Here is an 804-nt window from a genome sequence, read left to right as displayed (position 1 = left end):
CCATCAAATGAACATGAATCATTCCGTAGTTTAGAGGGGAGGAAAAAGGAGAACTTCCTGTTTTAGACGCACCAGCTCTAAGCTCGGGATGATTCATGCTTACTTCATATGTGCGTGTTATAGGCTGAACAGGTAGGCCAAAGAAACACCTAATACACGATTCTTTACTTTGGAATCGTCACCTTCCGATGCTTCATACAGGCTTGACAAGCCAAAGCCATACCTTACATCGAAGTTAACAGCACCTGCGCCTACTTTGTAGGCTAAGCCTACACCGAAGTTTGCACCAAGCTCCGTTCTGTTATTCTCATCATCGAACTCATAGTTATCAGATTCCTTTTCACCGTCATACTCCATCTTTTCTTTACCGCTTAACCAGTAGCCAACAGATGGGCCTGCAGTGACAAAGCCCTGTAGTTGCTCCGCGCCAAAAGAAATCTTCGCTAAAACCGGCACTTCCAGGTAGTTCAGCTTTTGCTTGTAAGTTGCGCCATCTTCTTCCATCTTCATGCCTTTCTGTACATAAAGCAGTTCCGGCTGAACGGAGAACATCTCGTTAATCATGACGTTTGCTACTCCGCCAATCTGCATACCGCCCACTGACTTTATCTCCTCATTGTAATCCTCTGCATCCTCACCAGAGTAATTCATCGTTGAGAAAGTGGCTCCAATGCGGGGACCAACTGACACAGTCTGTGCCTCAGCTGCGAAAGCAAAGCCCAAGGCTGCTGCAACTGTCAATAAGTACTTGTTTTTCATGAATATTATATTGTTTTATTTTATGAAACAATATTCATAAACAAA

Annotated in this window: 1 protein-coding gene; it reads right to left on the bottom strand. The window is 44.0% G+C overall.

The window, feature by feature from the left end:
- Window positions 1-117: 117 nt before the first annotated feature.
- Complete coding sequence (locus tag ACFS7Z_RS27300; protein WP_377492682.1) at window positions 118-759, bottom strand: porin family protein; 642 nt, start codon at window positions 757-759, stop codon at window positions 118-120.
- Window positions 760-804 lie beyond the last annotated feature (45 nt).

The sequence above is a fragment of the Pontibacter toksunensis genome (assembly GCF_042686245.1).
Classification (GTDB): Bacteria; Bacteroidota; Bacteroidia; order Cytophagales; family Hymenobacteraceae; genus Pontibacter; species Pontibacter toksunensis.
The sequence above is the reverse complement of the archived record's forward strand: the minus strand, read 5'-3'. Positions and strand labels throughout refer to the sequence as shown.